We start from the raw sequence: 19,638 nt of genomic DNA on the forward strand, positions 1-19,638 counted from the left end.
CGTCCTCTCGCGGGGAAGTGGCGGTCAGGCCAGCAGTTCGCGGACCATGGGGATCACCTTCGAGCCGTACAGTTCCACGGCGCGCATGCGGGCGCTCGCCGGCTGTGCTCCGGCCGAGTAGATGAGGTCGAACCGGCCGACGCCGAGGCTGCGGATCGCCCGGGCCATGCGGCGGGCCACCGTCTCCGGTGAACCGATGTAGAGGGAGCCGTTCTCCACCTCGGAGTCGAACTCCTGGCGGCGGATCGGCGGCCAACCCCGCAGTTTGCCGATCCGGTCCCGCATGATCCGGTAGTGCGGCCAGTAGATCTCCTTGGCCTCCTCGTCGGTGTCGGCGATGAAGCCGGGCGAGTGCATCCCGACCGGGTGCGCGGTGGTGCCGAGTTGCGCGGCGGCCCGGCGGTAGAGGTCGATGTAGGGCGCGAAGCGGTCGGGAGCGCCGCCGATGATGGCGAGCATGAGCGGAAGCCCGTACTGGGCGGTGCGGACGACCGACTGCGGCGAGCCGCCCACGCCGACCCAGGTGTCCAGGCGACCCGACTCGGTCTTCGGGAAGACGTCGGCGTTCTCCAGCGGGGCACGCAGGGTCCCGCTCCAGGTGACCGGTTTCTCGTCCAGCAACTTCACGAACAGGTCGATCTTCTCCTCGAACAGCGTGTCGTAGTCGCGCAGGTCGTAACCGAACAACGGGAACGACTCGGTGAACGAGCCGCGGCCGAGGATGACCTCGGCCCGGCCGTTCGACAGCGCGTCCACGGTGGCGAAGCGCTGGAACACCCGCACCGGGTCGTCCGAGCTCAGCACTGTCACGCCGGAGGCCAACCGGATCCGCGAGGTGCGGGTGGCGATGCCGGCCAGCACCGTCTCCGGTGTGGAGACGGAGTACTCCGGACGGTGGTGCTCGCCCAGGGCGATGACGTCGACCCCGAGCTGGTCGGCGAGCACCGCCTCGTCGACGACCTGCCGGATCGCCGCCGCGTGGGAGACGAGCTTGCCGGCGTCGTCCTGCGGTACGTCACCGAACGTGTCAAGGCCGAACAAGAGATCAGACATGGTTGGGCTCCTTCGCCAGCAGCTCCCGGACCCGTGGCGCGACCGCACTGCCCAGCAGGTGGATCGTGCGCGCACGGGCCTCGCGGGGCAGGTGCATGATGTCGTACTTCAGGTCGAAGCGGCTCAGCCGCAGGTCGCGAGCGACAGTGGCGATCTTCTGCGCCACCGTCTCGGGTGAGCCGACGAACAGCGCCCCGTGGTCGATTTCGGCCTCGTAGCGCGCGCGGTCCGGTTTGTAGAAGCCGCGTTCGGCGGCCAGGGCCGTCGCGACCGGCTGCCAGTACCGCCACCACGTCTCCACCGCCTCCTCGTCGGTGTCCGCGACCAGGCCGAGGGAGTGCTGCCCGATTGGCGGCAGGGTATGCCCGAACTGTTCGAGCGCCCTGGTGTAGAGGTCGACGTGGCCGGCGAAGCGCTGCGGACGCCCGCCGATGATCGCGAGCATGAGCGGAAGTCCGTGCCGGGCGGCGCGGATGACCGAGTTCGGGCTTCCCCCGACCCCGATCCAGGTCGGGATGCCGCCGGCGGGCATCCGTGGGTGCAGCCGCTGCGCGGTGAGCGGGCTTCGTACCGTGCCGGACCAGGTGACCGGTTCGTCCTGTCGCAGCCGCAGGAAGAGGTCCAGCTTCTCTTCGAACAACCGCTCGTAGTCGGCGAGGTCGTAACCGAACAACGGGAACGACTCGGTTGCCGAGGCGCGGCCGAGGATCACCTGGGCGCGGCCGTTGGAGACAGCGTCGAGGGTGGAGAACTCGTGGTAGAGCCGTACCGGGTCGTTGGTGCTGAGCACGGTGACCGAGGTGCCGAGACGAATTCGCTCGGTCGCCGTCGCGGCCGCGGCCAGCAGCACGGGTGCCGCCGAGTCGTTGTGTCCCTCGCGGTAGTGCTCACCGACGCTGAACACGTCGAGTCCGGCCGACTCGGCGAGCCGTGCCTCGTCGACGAGTAGCCGTACGGTCTCGGCGTCGCTCAGGGTCCGGTCGCCGTCGGTGGCGACCTCCCCGAACGAGTTCAGCCCCAGCTCGAAGTCTGCAGCTGCCATCGTCCCCTCCTCGGTGCTCAGCCGGCGAGCTGCGGAAGCAGACCTACCGGTTGACGTGTCAATGATGCTAACTTGGCAATTGACACGTCAATTCCCAGGAGAGTGAGATGACGGACGCCACACCGGCCCGGCGGGGGCGCCAGCTCCCCACCGCCGACGAGCTGCGGATCTGGCGGGACTTCATCGAGACGACGGCAGCGCTCGGCTCCCGGCTCGAGTCCCGGTTGCAGAGCGACTCCTCGCTCTCGACGGGCGACTACGCCGTGCTCCTCGCCCTCAGCGAGGCGCAGGGTCAGGCGATGCGGTCGTCCGAACTCGCCGCGCACATCGGGTGGGAGCGGAGCCGCCTCTCGCACCACCTCGGGCGGATGGAACGGCGCGGCCTGATCCGCCGCCAGGAGTGCGCGACGGTGCCCCGTGGCGCCGAGGTGCTGCTCACGACAGCCGGCGCCGAGGCGTTCAAGGGCGCCACCTTTCCGCACCTGCGCGCCATCCGTGAACTCTTCGTCGACGCCCTCACCCCGGACCAGATCGTCGCGGCGGGCGAGATCGCCACGGCACTGCGAGCGCGCCTCGACGCCCTGCGCGCGGAGTGACACGCCAGGGCGGCTCCCCGGCACTATCGCATTCATAACTGTAAGTGCGCGGGCGATTGCCGACAGCTACGTCCGGGTGGTCCAATCCTCCAGAAAGCCGCCACCCCGCCCGCCCGCGGGGGACGGCGTCGGCCGCGCCGCCCGGGAGGTACGTCCATGAGCGAGACCGCCACCGCAGAGGCCCACCGGGTCAGGCCAGAGCAGTCCCGCCCGGGACGTACCGAATCGGTGCTGCCGGAACTGCGGGAGATGTGGTGGGAGACGGGGGTGCGGGCGCGCGCCGAGGCCGGCGTCTTCGCCGTCTTCGCGGAGTTGCCCAGGTTGGTGTGGACCGCACTCGGCATCAGTTGGCGCGCGGACCGGCTCCGTACCGGTGTGGTGGCTGTGGCCACCGTCGGCGCGGGGGTGATGGCGGCCTTCGGGCTGCTGGCCACGCAGCGGGTGCTGGTGGAGTTGTTCGCCGGCGGGCCGACACCGGACAAGGTGCGGGCGGCACTGCCCGCGCTGGTCGTGCTGGCCGTGACGGTCGCGCTCCGCGCCGGGATGGGCATCGCCACCGGGTACGCGCAGAACGGGCTGACGCCCCGGGTGAGCCGGGAGGTGGAGCGAGGCCTGTTCGAGGTGTCCACAGCGGTCCGGTTGGAGGCGTTCGACGCGGACGCGTTCGCCGACGACATGGAACGCGCCTCGCGGGGCACCGAGTCGACGATCGGGCTGGTGCAGGCGTCGATGAACCTGCTCGCCGGGCTGGCCGGCCTGCTCGCCGTGGCGGCTGCCGTCATCATCATCCATCCGCTGCTGCTGCTGGCGCTGCTGGTCGCCACGGTGCCCACGGCATGGGCGTCGTTGCGGGCCGGGCATCTGCGCTACCAGACGTACACCGCCGGATCGGTGCGCCGACGTCGACTGTGGCTGCTGCACAAGTTGATGGCCGAACGTGCCTCGGCACCGGAGTTGCGCTCGTACGGTCTGCGCCGGTTCCTGCTCGACCAGTACGACCGGGTGATGCGGGTGGAGACCGACATCCAGCTCGCCCTGGCCCGGCGCGTCACCACGACCACCACTGTCGGAGCGATCATCGGTGGCCTCGCCACCGGCACCGTCTACGCCCTGCTCGGGTTGCTGCTCCTGGACGGGCAGATCCCGCTCGCCGCGGCGGCGACCTGCGTCATCGCGGTGCAGTCCGCGCAACGGTCCCTGGCCATCGCGACCTTCCAGGTCGACCACGTCTACACCGAGGGGCAGCACTTCGGCGACTACACCGGCTTCATGACCCGCGCTGACGCCTACCTGCCGGGCAACGCCGACGACGAAGCCGGGGCCGCGCCGGACCGGTTGCGGGAGTTGACGGTCAACGGGGTGAGCCTGCGCTATCCCGACCGGGACACCCCGGCCGTCGACGGCGTCACGTTGACGATCACCGCCGGGCAGACGGTCGCGTTCGTCGGGGAGAACGGCTCGGGCAAGACCACCCTCGCCGCGATGGTCGCCGGCCTGCGCGTGCCCACCGCTGGCGGTATCGAGTGGAACGGCCGCCCGTTGTCGGAGCTCGACGTCGACGGGCTGCGGGCCCGGATCGCGGTCGTGACGCAGGAATACCACAAGTGGCCGTTCACCGCGGCCACGAACATCGCCATCGGCGACGTCGACAGCGAGGCCCGGCAGGATCGCATCGAGGCCGCCGCCGGCCGCGCGGTCGCCCACGACATGATCAACGAACTTCCGCACGGGTACGAGACACTGCTCGACCGGACCTTCGCGCGCGGTCAGGACCTCTCCGGTGGGCAGTGGCAACGCATCACCGCGGCCCGCGGCTTCCTGCGCGACGCCGAACTGCTGATCATGGATGAGCCGTCCTCCGCGCTCGACCCCCGCGCCGAGGATGCCCTGTTCCAGGCCATTCGGGACCGCAGAGGTCGCGCCACGACGATCCTCATCACGCACCGGCTCGCCAACGTCCGGCACGCCGACCGGATCTTCGTCCTGCACCACGGCCGACTGGTCGAGGCCGGCTCACACGCCGACCTCGTCGCCACCGGCGGCCGGTACGCCGAACTGTTCGCCCTCCAGGCCGCCGGCTACGACGCGAACCTGAGGGACGGCCACCGGCCCGCACCGAGCTCCCACTGAGGACGCCATCGCCAGCCCCGGGTCAGACCTTCTCCCGTTCCCCGCCGAGCGGCTAGGCTTCCGCGCATGTCAGGGTGGCGCGGCCGTTCGGCGAACACGGCCCTGGTGCTCGTCGTCGGCCTGATCGCCCTCGTGGGCCTGGTGGTGCAGTCGCGCGGCCTCGACACCACCGCCGAATGGGCGGCCCTGCCTGTGGTGCTGCTCTCGTCCGGCGCGCTGTACGTCCGCCGGCGTCACCCGGTGCCGGTGGGCGTCGTGGCGCTGGCCGCCGTCGGCGCGTACGGGGCGCTGCTGCACCGGCCCGGTCCGATCATGTTGGTGTTCGTCGTGGCGCTCTACACAGTCGTCGACGAGGGGCACCTCGCGGTCGCCATCGGGCTGGGTCTCGCCTCGGTGATCGCCTTCGCCGTGGCGGACAGCTACAACCGTTCCCCGACCAGCATGAACGGGGCGACGCTGCTGCACGCCGGTTGGCTCGTCGCGGTCATCGTCGGCGTCACCCGCAACCGTCGCGCCTATCTCGCCGAGGCGCAGGCCCGAGCCGTCGTCGCCGAGCAGCGGGTGGAGGAGGAGGCCCGCCGACGAGCCACCGAGGAACGGCTGCGCATCGCCCGGGAACTGCACGACGTGCTCGGCCACCACCTGTCACTGATCAACGTGCAGGCCAGCGCCGCGCTGCACCGGCCCGACCCGGCCCGGTCCGAGCAGGCCCTCACCGCGATCAAACAGGCCAGCAAGGAGACCCTGCACGAGTTGCGCGCGACGCTCGGCGTACTGCGGGAAGAGGGTGCGGGGGCGGCAGTGCCCGCACCCGGTCTGTCCCGCCTCGACGATCTCGTCAGGACGGCCGGTCGGCCGGAGTTGGAGATCCGCACCGAGTTGGCCGAGACCCGGCCGCTGCCACCGGAGGTCGACCTGGCGGTGTACCGGATCGTCCAGGAGGCGCTCACCAACGTGGCGCGGCACGCGGGTGCCACCACCGCGGTGGTCCGGGTCCGGCCCGACCACGATGACGTGCTCGTGGAGGTCGAGGACGACGGCACCAGTCAACCGGGCACGCCGGGCAGCGGGATCTCCGGAATGCGGGAGCGGGCACGGGCACTGGGCGGTTCGCTGACCACGGGCTCGCAGCCGGACGGTGGCTTTCGGGTCTGCGCCCGGCTGCCGGCGCGGCCGAGCCCGGCGGGGGAGCGGGCATGATCCGGCTGCTGCTCGTCGACGACCAGACCCTGGTCCGCGCCGGTTTCCGGTCCATCCTGGACGGCGAGGACGGCATCGAGGTGGTCGGCGAGGCTGCCGACGGCGCGCAGGCGGTGCGGCTCGCCCGGCAACTGCGGCCGGATGTCGTGCTCATGGACATCCGGATGCCCGGGCTGGACGGCCTGGCCGCGACCGGGGAGATCGTCGGGAACTCCGACGCCCGGGTCATCATCCTGACCACGTTCGACCTGGACGAATACGTCTACGGGGCGCTGCGGGCCGGCGCCAGTGGCTTTCTGGTCAAGGACACCGAGCCGGCCGAGTTGATCCACGGAGTGCGGGTCGTGGCCCGGGGTGACGCGCTGATCGCGCCGTCGATCACCCGCCGGTTGATCGCCGAGTTCGCGGCCCGGGCCGGGCATCCCGATCCGGGGCCGCGACTGAGCGTGCTCACCGAGCGCGAGCGTGAAGTGCTGGCGCTGGTCGCGGCCGGTCTGTCCAACGACGAGATCGCTTCGCGCCTGGTGCTGAGCCCGGCCACCGCCAAGACACATGTCAGCCGGATCATGACCAAGGCCGCTGCCCGGGACCGGGCCCAGTTGGTGATCCTCGCCTACGAGTCCGGCCTGACCGTGCCTGGTTGGCTCACCCGCTCCTGAGCACGCCCACGGTGGCGGGCAGCGCCACCACCGGGGCTCCGACCCGCGTGCCGACCGGTCAGGTGGTCAGCCGAGCAGTGCGACGGGCGCGGGCCAGAGCCAGCCCACCGAGGACCACGCCGACCAGTCCAACCACCAGGGCCACGAAGGCGCCGCCTCGCCCGTTGCCGGTGCCGATGCCACTGTCGGAGGTGACCACCACCAGCCCACCGAGCGCCATGCTGATCAGGCCCGCCGCCAGGGCCAGGACGGCTCCGAGGCTGCCCGAGCCGGTGCCGATGCGACTGGCGGGGCGGGCCAGAGCCAGCCCCCCGACGACGGCGCCGGCCAGGCCCAGCAGGACGGCGGCGCTGGCACCGAGACGCCCGGAGCTCATGGAGAGCGCAGCGGCTGCGGTCGACTGGGCCGAGGCGTGCGCGGCTGCCGGCGCGCTGAGCGTGATCCCCCCGATTGGGACGGCTACGGCGGTGGCGAGCAGGTGGCGGACGGACATCGTGGTTCCCCTCGGTCGGCTGACGACTACATGCGGCAGCGTAGGAACGGGACCGCCCGCGAGTCGTCATGCCGGAGTTGCCAACGGGCCTACCACCCGGGATGTACGCGCTCGCAACGGCGTACCGCCGCGGTTGTCTCCCCGGGCTTGCCCGGCCCCACGACCCCGGCGCGAGCTGAGCGGGAATGGCCTTTGACCTGGGGTTTTGTCGGATCCGAGCAGTGGCGTTCACGGTCTGCGAGTGGTACGACTGATGCATCGGACCAGGTGGTGCGGGTTCAGGAGGTGACATCCATGCTTCTCACAAGCACCCCGCCTCGACACCGGCCCTGCCATCTGGCGGCCGTGGAGATTCCGCCCCAGCGGGGGATCGCGGCGCCGTCGTCGACGCCGAGGGCACCATGACAAGTCCGGAGAACACCGAGGAAAAGGCGGCTGCCTACGCCCGCGGTCTCGACGCGGGTCGGATCGAGCAACGTCTACAGGGGCACGATGAGCACCTGCGAAAGATCAATGGTTCGATCGACTCGATGACGCAGGCTCTCCAATTTCTCACCGAGGAGCTCCGCGCCAACGTCGCCCTGTTCAGCGCCAACATGACCGCAGACCGCCGGGACACCAGCGAGCGGGAGAGGATCGCCGCCGTGCGGGTGGAGGAGGCGGGCATCGTCGAATCCCAGAGGACGGTCCGGTGGACGGCGTGGCAGCGCTGGTCTGCCGTCGCCGGCGCGATCATCCTGGTGGTGAACTTCGGCCTGGGTCTCTACCTCGCGTTCGGCCGTTGACCGGGTGGCAGCGCTGGTAGCCCGGTGGACCCGGGGTGTTGAGGTCAACAACCGCGTCACTGCATTGAGGAGTCGCCACCCGATCTGGGCTCCAGCACCACCACAGTGGTTTCCGACGATCGCCGCGCCGCATGGGCCTCGAAGTTCTTGTCGGCCCCGCGCCAGCGTGGCCACAGTCGCGCCCGCTCGTCGGCGGTGGCGGCCCGGCCGCGGACCAGCCGCCGCCCGTCGGCCAGGTCCACTGACGCGTCCGGGTGGGCCTGAAGGTTGAGCCACCAGGCGGGGGCGCCCTCGCCCCACCCGTTCATCGCCACCCCGACCAGGTTCGGGCCGTCCTCGAAGTACGCGAGGATGACGCTACGTTGCTGGCCGGTGCGGCGACCGATGGTGGTCAGCCGCAGCGTGCCCCAGCGGTGCTCGCGCGGCCGCCACAGCCCGACCCGGCTGCCGGTGACCCGGTACACACCCCGGTGCACCGACCAGGCCAACCGGATGAACCACCGCGGCGGCAGCCACGGCGCCTTCGTCTCCTGAGCATCGGACATGACGACCTCCTCCACCGACCACTGCTGATGGCCCGGCAGGCTGCCGTATCCGGTAACCCCACTGTGGACCGAGAGCCCAAGGTCTCGCGGCGTGAGCACAGCTTGCGTCCTGTTGTCCATGATCCGACCGAGGATCGGACCGATCGGTGGAAGCCCCGCCCCGGCGGCGGCCGGGTGAGCTACCGCTGCCAGGCGTCGATGGCGCGTACGCCGTCGCGTAGGACCCGGTCCAGGATGGCCGGGTTGCCGCTGGTGCCCTCCCACCCCTGGTCGTTGAAGACCGTCACCGTGCTGTCGACGCGGGCCACGGCGATCTGGCTGGACGCGGTGCCGCCGGTGCGTTCGCCGTTCAGGCTCGTCTCCGGCCAGGTCCGGGTCAGCAGCAGCCCCTCGCCACCGACCCCGGTCAGCACCTCGCTCTTGACGGTGACCCGGTTTCCGGCCTGCTCGTAGGAGGGACACGCCTGCACGGCGGTGCGGAGCCGGTCCAGGTAGGCCGAGGCTCCGGCGCCGTCGAAGGTGAAGATGGTCTGGTGGATCATCCCCTGCGGCACGTTGCTGGCGGGCTCGCCGGCCGTCTGGTAGGTCACGGTCATCGCGGCGCTGGCGGTGACCTGCCGGCCGCCGGTGCCAAACTCGTTGCCACACAGCGTCGGCAGGGCCTCCTCGACGGGTGTCGTCCGTCGTGGAGACTTCCGCAGCTCGGCGGGTAACTCGACGAAGGCCGAGGTCGGGATGGTCACCCGGGGGCTGCTCGCGCTCGGAGACGGTGCGCCCGTCGGGGGCGCCGACGCCGACGTGGTGGTCGGCGCGGTGGTCGCCGGGGCCGAGTCGGGCGGTTCCCCGGTGGTGGTGCAGGCGGCGGCCAGCGCGATGGTGCCGAGCAGTGGGAGCAGCGCGAGCGCACGTCGGGTACGTGCCGGTGGCAGTGGTGCGGATCGGCTCATCATCACCCCTTGTCTGTGCCGGGAAGGTGCCCAGCGTCGCGCCGACCGAAACGATCACCAGGCGGCGCGAGGATCGACCGGGCCACCGGAATTGAGGTGTCGTCACATCGACCGGGCCGCTAGGCTGCCCCGCATGACCAGCGTAATCGCTCACTGCACCACCGGACTGTCGGGTGACGTCCAGGTCGGTGCGGAGCGACGCCGGCGACCCGTCGCCCGCCCGCGCTGACCTGTTCCTGCGACCGGCGGATCGAGCCGCCGGTCGTTCGCTGGTCGTCCTCGGTCCGCCCGCATCTCCCCGTCAACGGCTCGCGTGACAGCGCGGGTCCGAGCGAGATCGGCGTACCCATGGATCTTGAAAAGTTGTTGTCCGACCGGCTGGCACCGGCGTTCGCGGCGGTGGCCGGCGGCCCGGTCGACCCGCTGGTGCGGCGGTCCGGGCGCGCGGACTTCCAGTCCGACGCGGCGCTGGCGCTGGCCCGGCGGCTCGGTCGCCCGCCGCGGGACATCGCCGGCGCGGTGCTGGCCCACGCGGTGCTCGACGACATCGGCGTGTCGGCCGAGGTCTCCGGGCCGGGTTTCATCAACCTGACACTCGCCGACCGGGCGCTGGCCGACCTGGTCGCCGGGCTGGCGGGCGACGCCCGGCTCGGCGTGCCGCCGACGGCGACGCCGCAGACCGTGGTGGTCGACTACTCGGCGCCCAACGTGGCGAAGGAGATGCACGTCGGGCACCTCCGCTCGACCGTCATCGGTGACGCGGCGGTGCGGCTGCTGACCTGGCTCGGGCACCGGGTGGTGCGGGTCAACCACCTGGGTGACTGGGGGACACCGTTCGGCATGCTGATCGAGCACCTGATCGACCTCGGTGAGGCCGAGGCCGCGCAGCACCTGTCGATGGGCGACCTGGACACCTTCTATCGGGCGGCCCGCGTGAAGTTCGACGAAGACGAGGCGTTCCGGGAACGGTCCCGGCTGCGGGTGGTCGCGTTGCAGGGCGGCGACGAGCGGACCCGGCGGCTGTGGCGGCTGCTGGTGACGCAGTCCGAGCGGTACTTCCTGACCGTGTACGACCTGCTCGACGTGGGGTTGTCCGGCGACGACTTCCGGGGCGAGAGCGCCTACAACCATCTGCTCGCTGGTGTCGTCGACGACCTGGACCGGCTGGGGCTGCTGCGGCCCAGCGGTGGGGCCGAGTGCGTCTTCCCGCCCGGGTTCACCGGCCGGGACGGCGCGCCGCTGCCGCTGATCGTGCGCAAGAGTGACGGTGGGTACGGCTATCCGGCCACCGACCTGGCCGCGCTGCGGCAGCGCGTCGGCGAGCTGGGCGCGACCCGGCTGCTGTACGTCGTCGGCCTGCCGCAGCGGCAGCACTTCGCGATGGTGTTCGCCGTCGCCGAGGCGGCCGGTTGGCTCCGCCCACCGGTCCGGGCCGAGCATCTGGGCTTCGGGTCCATCCTCGGCGCCGACGGTCGGATGCTGCGTAGCCGGGCCGGTGAGTCGGTGAAGCTGGTCGGCCTGCTGGAGGAGGCGGTCGCCCGCGCCACCGACCTGGCCCGTAGCAGAAACCCGGACCTGGACACCGAAGCCGCCGCCGAGATCGGCCGCGCGGTGGGCATCGGCGCGATCAAGTACGCGGACCTGTCCGTCGACCGGACCAAGGATTACGTCCTGGACTGGGAGCGGATGCTGGCGCTGGACGGCAACACCGCGCCCTACCTCCAGTACGCGTACGCCCGGATCCGGTCGGTGCTGCGGCGGGCCGGGACCGCCGCGCAGCCGGATGCGCCGATCGTCCACGCGCGGCCGGACGCGCCCATTGTCTTCGCGCAGCCGGCGGAGCGGGCGCTCGCGGTCGAGCTGCTCGGCTTCGCCGGGGTGGTCGGCGAGGTGGAGCGGAGCCTCGAACTCCACCAGCTCGCCGGGTACCTGCACCGGCTGGCTACCGCGTTCAGCGCGTTCTACGAGCGCTGCCCGGTGCTGCGCGCGTCGGACGAACTGCGGGAGAGCCGGCTGCTGCTGGCCGGGCTGACCGCCCGGACCCTGCGGCAGGGGCTGGACCTGCTCGGCATCCGAACGTTGGCGCGGATGTGACGGGCCGGCTCCCCGGCCCCGGTCAGCGGGCCCGCTTCGTCGCCCGCTTCCGGGGTGGCGTCAACAGGTCGGCGATCTGCGCGATCGCGGCGGGCACCAGGCGGTAGTACGCCCAGACCCCACGCTTGTCGCGTTCGAGCAGGCCGGCCTCGGTGAGGATCCGAAGGTGATGACTCACCGTCGGTTGAGAGAGATTGAGCGCCGACGTGAGGTCACTCACTGACGCCTCACCCTCCGGCGCGGACTGGATCAGGCTGAGCAACCGGAGTCGCGCCGGATCGGCGAAGGCCTTCAGCACCCCCGCTAGCCGCTCGGCATCGGCCCGCTTGATGGGATCGCCGGTGAGCGGCGAGATCGCAGGCATGGCAGTTTTCGCAGTTCCCACGCCTGCCATAGTGACACCAACACCATCAATAAACCGGCAGAAACCGACACCAGCCCTCCGATGGCGTCCAGATGGCGCAACGATGCCACCGAACGTGAGTCGAACGCCGACGTCCGTGGTGGCGGACGGGCCGTGTGGAGCTTCGGCAAGCTCCACACGGCCCGTCCGGCGAAATGCGTGTCAGCGGCGCGGTTTGGGGGCGACGCGGGGCAGGACGTACGGCGGCCCGGCGAAGATCAGGTCGGACTTCAACTCGTGGTAGGCCCGCTTGGGCTGGTAGTTCTCGTCGTAGATGGTGGCCAGGCCCTCCGGCGGGTCGCTGAACCAGCCGGGCACCCACGAGTGGTTGTCACTGAAACCCCAGACCGTGTACGACAGGCAGCTCCGCACGGCGAGGCACGCCTTCATCAGCACGCTGAAATTGGCGGCCGACGCCTGGAGCCGCGGGTTGATCTCCTCCGAGTTGCCCGCCTGGACGCCCGCCGTCAGTTGACTGCGGACGTCGACCTCGGTGAACGCCGTCGCGACGCCGAGCCCGCTGAACTTCTTCAGCGCCGCCGTCACCTGGAGGGTGTCGAAGTTGCCGTACTGGGTGCCCAGGTGGCCCTGGGCGCCGACGCCGTCGATCGGGACACCCTGAGCGCGCAGGCTCTTGGTCATGTCGTACACGAACTGGGTCTTGTCGTCGGCCGGGTTGCCCGAGCCGAACGCCTCGATGTTGTAGTCGTTGTAGAACAGCAGCGCCTTCGGGTCAGCGGCCCGTGCCCAGCGGAACGCGTCGGCGATGTAGCCGGGCCCCAGGTTCTGCGCCCAGAAACCCTTGTAGTGCAGTGTCGACGGGGTGTCCCAGGGGTCGCTGACCGCCTCGTTGACCACGTCCCACTGCCAGATCTTGCCCTTGTAGCGGTTGACGACAGTGGTGATGTGCTTGCGCAGCAGCTCGCGCAACTCCTGCTTGCTGATGGAGCCGTCGGCGACGCCACTGGTCAGCCAGGCGGGCAACTGGTTGTGCCAGACCAGCACGTGACCACGCACGCTCTGCCGGTTGCGCTTGGCGAACTCCACGAACTCGTCGGCCGGAGCCCAGTTGTAGGTGCCACGGGTGGGCTCCAGGCTCTCCCACTTCATCACGTTCTCGGCGGTGACCGAGGCGAACTCGGTGGAGGCCAGCTTGCGGTACTGGGGGTCGCTGGCGTCGTTGAGGGCGTCCATGTCCACCGCGGTGCCGACGTGCAGACCGTGGCGCAGGCCGAGGGTGGCGAGGCTCTGCGTCATGGGGTCGTACGGCCGGCTCGCGGTGGCCGGCACCGTGTTCAGCGTCGCGACAGTCGCGACGGCGACCAGGCCGACGGTCGACCACTGCCTTAGCTTCATGTGCCTTCCTTCCAAACGATCAATGGGAATGTGTCGATCAAGGAGGCGAGGGTCCGGTGCTGGCCGGCGGGAACGTGGTCGGGTGGGCGGGCGACACCGGTAGTTCCGGCCGGAAACCGGAAACCCGCTCGAAACGTTAAGCCGATCTATGTCTGGGCGTCAACGGTGAAAACTTCCGGAAATTCATCACATGACCTGCGCAGCCCTGGGCCACCAAGCGTCGAAACTTCCGGGATCAGCTTCCGGCCCCGGCGCACGCCGGTGGCATCGTCGACGCGGTGGTCGACGATGCCCCGGTGCCGTTGGGTAAGACCGGCCAGCGCAGGCCGGCGAAGAGGTCGTCCTCGGGGGTCGGCGCGCCGGTCCGGTCCCGGACCCGCAGGAAGGTCTCCACGCCCATCAGCTCGGTGAACCGCTCCTGACCGAGTTGCAGGAAGAAGATGTTCTCGGTCTGACTGGCGTGCGTGGCCAGCGCGTTGAACTTCTGCGCGCCGAACTTGCTCGTGTCGACCCAGGTGGTGATCTCGTCGTCGGGGAGGCCGAGCTGCGGCTGCGACGCGTCCGGCTCGGCCCAGTCGACGCCGAGCTCCTTCATGATCCGACCGAACTCCGCGAACGCCGTACGCGGCACCGTGGTCCAGTAGACCTTCGCCGGGACGTCCGTCTGCTCGACGGCGGCCATGGTGATCCGATGCGCCTGGATGTGGTCCGGGTGGCCGTAGAAACCGTTCTCGTCGTACGTGACGATCACGTCCGGCTGGTACTGCCGGATCAGCTCCGCGAGCCGGGTCGCCGCCTCCGCCACCGGGGTCGTCCAGAACGCGCCGGGCTGGTCGTTGGTCGGCCAGCCCATCATCCCCGAGTCGGCGTAGCCGAGGGTCTCCAGGTGGGTGACGTTCAGCGCCGCGCAGCTGGCCTCCAGCTCGGCCTGACGCATCGCCACCACGGCAGCCGGGTCGTGCCCCTCCTCGCCCGGCTTGACCCCACCCGGGCCGTCCCCACATCGCCCGTCGGTGCAGGTCACCAGCACGGTAGTGACCCCCTCGGCGGCATAGCGGGCGAGGACGCCGCCGGTGCTCGTCGCCTCGTCGTCGGGGTGGGCGTGCACCGCCATCAGGGTCAGAGGTCGCTCAGCCATGCCAACACCCTACGGTTCCGCGGCTACCACTCCACGACCTCCACCCGCAACGACCGCGGGGAGCGGGCATCCTACCCAGTTCGGCATCCGCGCAGCGGTGCTTGTGTGAACGGTAATCACGTCCCGGGCGGGTCGCTAGATTCGGCCGTGATCAGCCCAACCGAGCAGGTCCGGACGTGGGGAGAGAGCCGATGGCAAGAGCCGCTGGCGGGTTCACCGACCTGCGACAGGTCGAGGCCGGACTCCTGAACGTGGGGTACGTGGACGCCGGGCCGCCCGACGGGGACGCGGTGATCCTCCTGCACGGGTGGCCCTACGACATCCACAGCTTCGTCGACGTCGTACCGCTGCTCACCGCTGCCGGACACCGGGTCGTCGTCCCGTACCTGCGGGGTTACGGCACGACCCGGTTCCTCTCCGACGACACCATGCGCAACGGCGAACCGGCGGCGATGGGGCTCGACCTCATCGCCCTGATGGACGCCCTGAAGATCGACACCGCGAAGCTGGCCGGCTTCGACTGGGGCGCGCGGACCGCCGATGTCGTGGCCGCGCTGTGGCCCGAACGCTGCCGAGGGTTGGTCTCGGTCAGCGGCTACCTGATCGCCAGCCAGGAATCCGGTAAGGCGCCGCTGCCGCCGAAGGCGGAGTTGGCGTGGTGGTACCAGTACTACTTCGCCACCGAGCGCGGGCGGGAAGGTTACGACAAGAACCGGCGCGCCTTCAACAAGCTGATCTGGCACACCGCGTCCCCCCGGTGGACCTTCGACGACGCGACCTACGACCGCAGCGCCGCGGCGTTCGACAACCCCGACCACGTCGACATCGTGATTCACAACTACCGGTGGCGGATGGCCCTCGCCGACGGCGAGGCACAGTACGACGAGATCGAGCAGCGCCTCGCCGGGCAACCAAAGATCAGCGTGCCCAGCATCTCCATGGAAGGCGACGCCAACGGTGCGCCCCACGTCGAGCCCACCGTCTACGCCAAGCAGTTCACCGGGCCGTACGAGCACCGGACCGTGGGCGGCGGCGTCGGGCACAACCTGCCGCAGGAGGCGCCGCAGGCCTTCGCGGACGCGGTGCTGGAGGTCTGAGTCGCTAGCCTCCCGGCCGCCGGGGCGTCGGACGTTCCACCCGCACCGGGTCGCCGCGGACCAGCCCGTCGTGAATGCGCCAGCGGGCGGTGGTGACGGCCCGCCGGGCCGCCTCGTCGCCCTGCTCGACGCGTTGGCGCAGCAGCTCCACCGCGATCCGGCGGTTGAGACTGAACTGCCGCTCCTCGTCCACCACGACGACGATGCCCGAGGGGCGGTGCGTCGCGCGTACCGCGGTGCTGGCCTTGTTCCGGTGCTGACCACCCGGCCCGCCGGTGCGGCAGGCGACGACGTCGACGTCCGCCTCGCGGAACGTCGTGGGTCGGGCGTCGCGTTCGGGTGGCTGGGCGGTGACGTACCAGTTCTTCCGGCCGCTGCCCGACCGGTACGGGCTGGGGGCCTGCCAGCACAGCGTCCCGGTCCACGACGCCGCGAACGCCTCGGCGTCGGCGCCGGAGATCCGGATCAGCACCGACCGGTAGGTGCCGGCGCGGTCACCGGGCACCGCGTGCACCTGCTGGATCGTCAGACCTCGGCGGGTGCCCTCACTCCGCAGGCGGTGCAGCAGCTGACCCAGTGCCCAGGCGCACTCCTGCGGCCCCCGTCCGGCCGACAGCAGCAGGAACACGTTCACGACCGGCCCCGCCTGCCGCGGTGTCCCCGCCGGTCCGCTCGGGCGGCGGACCCGGGGTCGGGCGTCTTGTAGGTGACCAGAGGCGTCGTGCTGACCACCGGCGTGGCCAGGCGGTGCGCGACCAGGTCGGCGATCACCTGCTCGATGCGCTTGTACGCCGTGGGCGCCTCCTCGAAGAGCAGCTGCCGGTCACCGCACACCACCAGCGACCCGACCGGGGTACGCCGCAGCTCCTCGACGGTGTGCTTGGCCCGGCCCCGCCGCAGGGCGTCGGCGCGCGACATCTTGCGGCCGGCGCCATGGGCCACGGAATGGTTGGCGTCCGGCCCGGCGTGCGCGGCCACCAGGTAGGACGCCGTGCCCCGGGTGCCGGCGATCAGAACGTCGCGCCCGTCACCCGGCGCCGCGCCCTTGCGGTGCAGGTAGACCCCGTCCCGAACCTCGACCAGGTTGTGGCACTGATCGACGATCGGGGCGGTGGGCTCGGCCCCCAACGCGTGCGCCACCCGGGCGGCCAGCACCCGGCGGTTGAGCGAACCCCAGCGCACGGCGTCGTCGTGGCTGCGCAGGTAAGCGGCGGGGTCGACAGCCGGCCCGGCACCGTGGACCTCGGTGTGCGCGCGCAGGATCCGCTCGCCCAGGCCACGGGAACCGCTGTGCACGATGAGCACGAGGTCGCCCGCGTCGAGCCCGAGCCGGCCGGCGTGCCGCCCGTCGAGGATGGTGTCGACCCGGGCCAGCTCCACGAAGTGATTGCCCCGGCCGACCGTCCCGAGCCCGTCCAGGTGACCGGCCGGAACGTCACCGTCGACGGCGGCCCAGGCCGGGTCGTCGGCGTCGCGTACCGGGTCGAGCGCCTGGTCGAGGTCGGGGAACCGGGCGGCGAGCCGTTCCGGTACGGCCCGTTTCAGCTTGATCGGAAACACGGCGATGCCGCAGCCGATGTCGGAGCCCACCAGGAACGGGTACAGCACTGTCGACGCCATGGCCGCGCCGATCGGCGCGCCCTTGCCCGGATGCAGGTCCGGCATCGCGGCGACGTGCCGCATGCCGTCCAGGGCGGCGACCTGTCGACACTGGGCGAGCGCCGCGGACTCGATCCAGCTCGTCGGTGAGGCGAACACCGTGACGGTGGCCGGGGTGGACGGGGGCAGGGGCTCCCGAGGGAGGTGGTGCTGGGACAAGGAGGCTCACTTCTCGCTTGCGAACGTGGGAACGGACGGCGTCACGGCCCCGGGAGGCGTCACCGGTGGCGCGGAGCAGGGGGTGGTGTCCGTCAGTACGTCATGGCCGTCACTCTGGCCCAGGCAGGTCGGCCCGACAACTGATTTTCCTTCACGACGTACGCTGCCGCGATGAGCGCACCGCGTCGCGTCCTGGTCTACGGGGTGTACGGCTCCGGCAAGTCCACCCTCGCGGCGCGGCTGGCCGACCACCTCGGACTGCCCTGGTATCCGGTGGACGATCTGCTCTGGCAACCGGGCTGGGTCGAGGTGCCGGTCACCCAGCAGCGCAGCCGGATCGAGGAGATCTGCCGACGGGACCGCTGGATCATCGACGGGGCGTACCACGGGTGGCGGGACGTCCCGCTGGCCCGCGCCGACCTGGTCGTCGGCCTGGACTATCCACGGTGGTGCTCGTTCGGACGGTTGCTGCGCCGCACCGCCCGTCGGGTGGTCACCGGCGAGGTGATCTGCAACGGCAACCGCGAGTCGCTGAGCAGTGTGCTGTCCCGGGACTCGATCCTGCTGTGGCACGTCACCGCGTTCGGCCGGGCCCGCCGGCGGATGCGGGCCTGGCAGGCGGACCCGTCCGCGCCGCGAGTGGTGTTACTGCGCTCCCCGGCGGAGCTGGACGCTTGGCTGGCCGGCCTGCCCGGTCGATGAGGTCGCGCGGAGAGCCGCCGAACTGAGCTCTGACCGAGCTCGCACCGGGTGCCGTACTCATTCGACCAGGTGGACGCCGCCGGCCCGCTCCATCGGGGAGCGGGCCGACGATGTCACGTGGCCCGGCCGTACTCGCGCCGGCCGGGCCACCGGTCAGGACTCCTGGCGTCGACGCCGGGCGAGGAGGAACGCGAATGCGCCCAGCACGACCATCACACTTCCGACGCCGGTCATGGTCGGGACCACACCGCCACCGGTCACCGGCAGGACCGGGGCTTGGCCGCCTGGGCCACCGGGTCGACCGGGTGCACCAGGCGCGCCCGGGCTGCCAGGTGCTCCGGGGGGCCCGGACGGACCAGGTACGCCGGGCGCTCCGGGTGCTCCAGGGCTACCGGGCGCTCCGGGTGCTCCGGGGCTGCCGGGGGCACCAGGGCTGCCGGGCGCTCCGGGGCTGCCGGGGGCACCAGGGCTGCCGGGCGCACCGGGGCTGCCGGGCGCTCCGGGGCTGCCGGGCGCTCCGGGGCTGCCGGGCGCACCAGGGCTGCCGGGGGCACCGGGGCTGCCGGTCGGCCCGGGCGGGCCGGTGGGTCCGGGCGGGCCGGTGGGTCCGGGTGGGCCGGTCGGCCCGGCGCAGACCGGTGCGGTGATGACGTTGGTATCCAGTGTGACGGCGGCGGTGCGTGCCAGCGCGCGGCCCTGGAGGGTCGCGCCCGTGGCCATCGTGATCGCGGCCTGCGCCATGATTGTGCCGACGAAGGTGGTGCCCGTGCCGATCGTCGCCGAACTGCCGATCTTCCAGAACACGTTGCAGGCCGAAGCCCCGTTGATCAGGACGACGCTGCTGTTCGACGCCGTCGTCAGCGAGGAGTCGACCTGGAAGATGAACACGGCGGACGGGTCGCCCTGGCCGTTGAGCGTCAACGGTCCGGTGAGTTGGGCGGCTCCGATCCGGTAGACCCCTTCGTTGAGCGTGTTGCCGCCCAGCTCCGCCGGGAGGTTGGTGAACGGCGTCCGGCCGGCGGCATCGTTGAAGGCGATGGTCAGGTCGCTCTGAGCCTGTAGAGCGACAGCGTCACCGAGGTGCACCTCGCCGCCGATGGTTGCCGTCTCGAATCCGGACGCGGTGTTTCCGGGGTACCGACCGAGGCTCTGAGCCAGGAAGCTGGGCCCGGTGTTGGTGGGTTCCGCTCCGGCCAGGACGGAGAAGTCGGCCGCCGTGCCCAGGTTGACCGGTGCTTCCTGCGCGTTGGCTGCGGTCGAGCTGAAGAGCAGCAGGCTGGCTGCCACTGTGGCGGCTGCGCCGGCCGCAAGCGCCGGCAGGACCACCTGTCGCCGTAGCCAGTGTTTGGGTTTAGCTGTCACAGAACACCCTCCGTGGGTACTACTCGCAGGAGACGTCAAGCCAGTGGCGTCCTGCGTGATATGGCCTGTATGGCGCCGATAAGCGCGTTGACTACCACATCACGGCGGGTGTTCAAATGGGGGCAAATTGGCGCAATGACCGACGCGCATCTATCTGAATAGGACAGATATTCGCATTCTTGTTCGCCGGTTTCGACAAGCGGCGGGTGCGCACCCGG

Annotated in this window: 19 protein-coding genes; 8 read left to right on the forward strand and 11 right to left on the reverse strand. The window is 71.0% G+C overall.

Annotated elements, in window-relative coordinates; genetic code table 11:
- Positions 1–24 precede the first annotated feature (24 nt).
- Both ACX27O_RS26330 and ACX27O_RS26335 read right to left on the reverse strand, forming a co-directional pair.
- The gene (locus tag ACX27O_RS26330; RefSeq protein ID WP_210858689.1) at positions 25–1,053 is read right to left on the reverse strand and encodes an LLM class flavin-dependent oxidoreductase; all 1,029 of its coding nucleotides are present in this window, start codon (positions 1,051–1,053) and stop codon (positions 25–27) included.
- Complete coding sequence (locus tag ACX27O_RS26335) at positions 1,046–2,095, reverse strand: LLM class flavin-dependent oxidoreductase (RefSeq protein ID WP_030333917.1); 1,050 nt, start codon at positions 2,093–2,095, stop codon at positions 1,046–1,048. The genes ACX27O_RS26330 and ACX27O_RS26335 overlap by 8 nt, the downstream gene beginning before the upstream one ends.
- 107 nt (positions 2,096–2,202) lie before the next feature.
- Here ACX27O_RS26335 and ACX27O_RS26340 point away from each other — a divergent pair, with 107 nt between their 5' ends.
- The 4 genes from ACX27O_RS26340 (at position 2,203) to ACX27O_RS26355 (ending at position 6,680) form a co-directional block, all read left to right on the forward strand.
- A complete protein-coding gene (locus tag ACX27O_RS26340) occupies positions 2,203–2,691 on the forward strand; it encodes a MarR family winged helix-turn-helix transcriptional regulator (RefSeq protein ID WP_210865629.1) in 489 nt (162 codons plus the stop codon).
- A 249-nt stretch (positions 2,692–2,940) separates the two neighbouring features.
- A complete protein-coding gene (locus ACX27O_RS26345; RefSeq protein ID WP_210860010.1) occupies positions 2,941–4,821 on the forward strand; it encodes an ABC transporter ATP-binding protein in 1,881 nt (626 codons plus the stop codon).
- A gap of 66 nt (positions 4,822–4,887) precedes the next feature.
- Positions 4,888–6,021: a sensor histidine kinase gene (locus ACX27O_RS26350; protein WP_458940244.1), complete on the forward strand. Its 1,134-nt coding sequence runs from the start codon at positions 4,888–4,890 to the stop codon at positions 6,019–6,021.
- Positions 6,018–6,680 (forward strand): response regulator, encoded by a 663-nt coding sequence (locus ACX27O_RS26355; protein WP_458940245.1) that lies wholly within the window; start codon positions 6,018–6,020, stop codon positions 6,678–6,680. Before ACX27O_RS26350 ends, ACX27O_RS26355 begins: the two co-directional genes overlap by 4 nt.
- 58 nt (positions 6,681–6,738) lie before the next feature.
- Here the strand turns inward: ACX27O_RS26355 and ACX27O_RS26360 are convergent, their stop codons facing one another.
- Entirely contained in the window at positions 6,739–7,173 is a 435-nt protein-coding gene (locus ACX27O_RS26360) for a DUF6223 family protein (RefSeq protein WP_210861860.1), read from the reverse strand.
- 401 nt (positions 7,174–7,574) lie between these two features.
- On the opposite strand from ACX27O_RS26360, the gene ACX27O_RS26365 reads away from it, so the two are divergent.
- A complete protein-coding gene (locus ACX27O_RS26365; RefSeq protein ID WP_030333927.1) occupies positions 7,575–7,958 on the forward strand; it encodes a hypothetical protein in 384 nt (127 codons plus the stop codon).
- Between the two features lie 56 nt (positions 7,959–8,014).
- On the opposite strand, the gene ACX27O_RS26370 is transcribed toward ACX27O_RS26365, so the two are convergent.
- Positions 8,015–8,503: a nitroreductase/quinone reductase family protein gene (locus tag ACX27O_RS26370; protein WP_458940246.1), complete on the reverse strand. Its 489-nt coding sequence runs from the start codon at positions 8,501–8,503 to the stop codon at positions 8,015–8,017.
- Between the two features lie 179 nt (positions 8,504–8,682).
- Complete coding sequence (locus ACX27O_RS26375) at positions 8,683–9,450, reverse strand: hypothetical protein (RefSeq protein WP_458940247.1); 768 nt, start codon at positions 9,448–9,450, stop codon at positions 8,683–8,685.
- Positions 9,451–9,798: 348 nt separating this feature from the next.
- Between ACX27O_RS26375 and argS the strand changes: the two genes are divergently transcribed.
- On the forward strand, positions 9,799–11,544 hold the full coding sequence (gene argS / locus ACX27O_RS26380; protein ID WP_458940248.1) for an arginine--tRNA ligase: 1,746 nt from the start codon (positions 9,799–9,801) through the stop codon (positions 11,542–11,544).
- Between the two features lie 22 nt (positions 11,545–11,566).
- Here the strand turns inward: argS and ACX27O_RS26385 are convergent, their stop codons facing one another.
- From ACX27O_RS26385 to ACX27O_RS26395, 3 genes are all read right to left on the reverse strand, one after another.
- Positions 11,567–11,908 carry an ArsR/SmtB family transcription factor gene (locus ACX27O_RS26385; protein ID WP_030333934.1) on the reverse strand — a complete coding sequence of 114 codons (342 nt, stop codon included), beginning with the start codon at positions 11,906–11,908 and terminating at the stop codon, positions 11,567–11,569.
- A gap of 201 nt (positions 11,909–12,109) precedes the next feature.
- On the reverse strand, positions 12,110–13,303 hold the full coding sequence (locus ACX27O_RS26390; protein WP_030333935.1) for an endo-1,4-beta-xylanase: 1,194 nt from the start codon (positions 13,301–13,303) through the stop codon (positions 12,110–12,112).
- 235 nt (positions 13,304–13,538) lie between these two features.
- Positions 13,539–14,441, reverse strand: coding sequence for a PIG-L family deacetylase (locus tag ACX27O_RS26395; RefSeq protein WP_458940249.1), 903 nt, complete (start codon positions 14,439–14,441; stop codon positions 13,539–13,541).
- Between the two features lie 191 nt (positions 14,442–14,632).
- Between ACX27O_RS26395 and ACX27O_RS26400 the strand changes: the two genes are divergently transcribed.
- Positions 14,633–15,538, forward strand: a complete 906-nt coding sequence (locus ACX27O_RS26400; protein WP_458940250.1) for an alpha/beta fold hydrolase — start codon at positions 14,633–14,635, stop codon at positions 15,536–15,538.
- 4 nt (positions 15,539–15,542) lie between these two features.
- Here ACX27O_RS26400 and prfH read toward each other — a convergent pair whose 3' ends face one another.
- Together prfH and ACX27O_RS26410 are read right to left on the reverse strand one after the other, a co-directional pair.
- Complete coding sequence (prfH, locus tag ACX27O_RS26405) at positions 15,543–16,172, reverse strand: peptide chain release factor H (protein ID WP_458940251.1); 630 nt, start codon at positions 16,170–16,172, stop codon at positions 15,543–15,545.
- A complete protein-coding gene (locus tag ACX27O_RS26410) occupies positions 16,169–17,356 on the reverse strand; it encodes an RNA ligase RtcB family protein (protein WP_458940252.1) in 1,188 nt (395 codons plus the stop codon). Before ACX27O_RS26410 ends, prfH begins: the two co-directional genes overlap by 4 nt.
- A 171-nt stretch (positions 17,357–17,527) precedes the next feature.
- Here ACX27O_RS26410 and ACX27O_RS26415 point away from each other — a divergent pair, with 171 nt between their 5' ends.
- Positions 17,528–18,058, forward strand: coding sequence for a P-loop NTPase family protein (locus ACX27O_RS26415; RefSeq protein WP_210866710.1), 531 nt, complete (start codon positions 17,528–17,530; stop codon positions 18,056–18,058).
- A 153-nt stretch (positions 18,059–18,211) separates the two neighbouring features.
- Here the strand turns inward: ACX27O_RS26415 and ACX27O_RS26420 are convergent, their stop codons facing one another.
- Complete coding sequence (locus tag ACX27O_RS26420; protein ID WP_458940253.1) at positions 18,212–19,420, reverse strand: ice-binding family protein; 1,209 nt, start codon at positions 19,418–19,420, stop codon at positions 18,212–18,214.
- Positions 19,421–19,638: the final 218 nt, after the last annotated feature.

Source organism: Micromonospora sp. SD19, assembly GCF_054462275.1.